At 44.7% G+C, this 1534-nt stretch carries 1 protein-coding gene; it reads left to right on the top strand.

The window, feature by feature from the left end; translation table 11 throughout:
• Positions 1-105: 105 nt before the first annotated feature.
• Positions 106-1534: transposase (locus QT979_RS28795; RefSeq protein ID WP_333312378.1), on the top strand; the 1429-nt coding region annotated here is incomplete at its 3' end.

Genomic DNA, 1534 nt, shown 5'->3' with positions numbered 1-1534 from the left:
GAAAGAGACTGTTGGCGAATGTCTGAGGGGTTTCACCCCTCAGACATCGCCGTCCTGAATAGGCAGAATGATTGTGTAATCACGCAGCATATTAAATAATCTATTATGACTCTTCACCCCCGCAACTGGTCATCGATTCCAGAAATGACAGCAACTGTTGCACGAACCTCCTTTCCCAAAGGAAATCCATATATGAAAATGCGCGACGAACTCGGAGTGTTGTACGAAGATACTGACTTTATCACCTTGTTTCGAGCCGACTGTGGTCAAAGTGCTTTATCACCAGGGCAATTAGCATTAATCAGTGTGATGCAATTTGCCGAGGGATTGACTGACCGACAAACAGCAGAAGCAGTGAGAAGTCGTATAGATTGGAAGTATGCTTTGGGACTAGAAATTACTGATAGCGGCTTTGATTATTCAGTTTTAAGTGAATGGAGAAGTCGGTTAATTGCTGCGGGACGTGAAAGTCAATTACTCGATAAAATGCTAGCACATTTTCAAGATAAGGGATGGCTCAAAGCCAGAGGGAAAGCCAGAACAGACTCGACCCATGTCATCGGAGCCATCCGTAAAATGAACCGCCTCGAATGCGTTGGAGAAACTTTACGTCATGCTTTAAATCAGCTAGCAACTGTGGCTGATGAATGGTTATTAACAGTAGTTAATCAGGATTGGTCTGAGCGTTATGGCACGAGATTTGAGCAATATCGCTTGCCGAAATCTGAAACCGAAAAACAAAGCTTGCTATTGACTATTGGCTGTGATGGTCATCACTTATTGTCGGCTTTGTATGACCCTTTGAGTCCTGAATGGTTACGTCAGCTCAAAGCTGTAGAAATTTTACGCTGTGTCTGGATACAGCAATATGGGTGGTCGTCCGGCAAAGTTTATTGGCGATCAGCTGATAATTTACCGCCCCACAAGCAGTTAATTACTTCCCCTTATGATATCGAGGCTCGCAATCGGACAAAAAGAGATACCAATTGGACAGGTTATACAGTACATCTTACAGAAACTTGCGATCGAGATTTACCTCATCTAATTACGAATGTTGAAACGACACCTGCAACCATTGGAGATGTCGAAATGACTCAGGTGATTCATCAAAGTTTAGCTGATAAACACTTGTTACCACAAGAACATATTGTTGATACTGCTTATGTTGATGCTCAGCACTTGCTCACGAGCGAAACACAATTAGGTATTGAGCTCCTTGGCCCTGTACCGCCTGACTCTAGTTGGCAAGAACAAGCTAAGCTGGGCTTTGAGCTTTCTTGTTTTAAGGTCGATTGGGAGCATCGCCATGCTACTTGTCCGCAGGGCCACATCAGCAAATCTTGGCATCAACGCTCGGATAATTATGGCAATCCGACCATTCAAGTACGCTTTCGTCGGCCCGATTGCGCTGCTTGTCCTGTTCGCTCTCAATGTACTCATTCGCCGACCCATGCCCGTGTTCTGACTCTCAAACCTCAACCTCTTTATGAAGCTTTAGCCAAGGGTAGGGCCAGACAACATACCCTCGATTTTA

The sequence above is a fragment of the Microcoleus sp. w2-18bC1 genome, from assembly GCF_036700365.1.
Taxonomy (GTDB): domain Bacteria; phylum Cyanobacteriota; class Cyanobacteriia; order Cyanobacteriales; family Microcoleaceae; genus Microcoleus.
The sequence above is the reverse complement of the archived record's forward strand: the minus strand, read 5'-3'. Positions and strand labels throughout refer to the sequence as shown.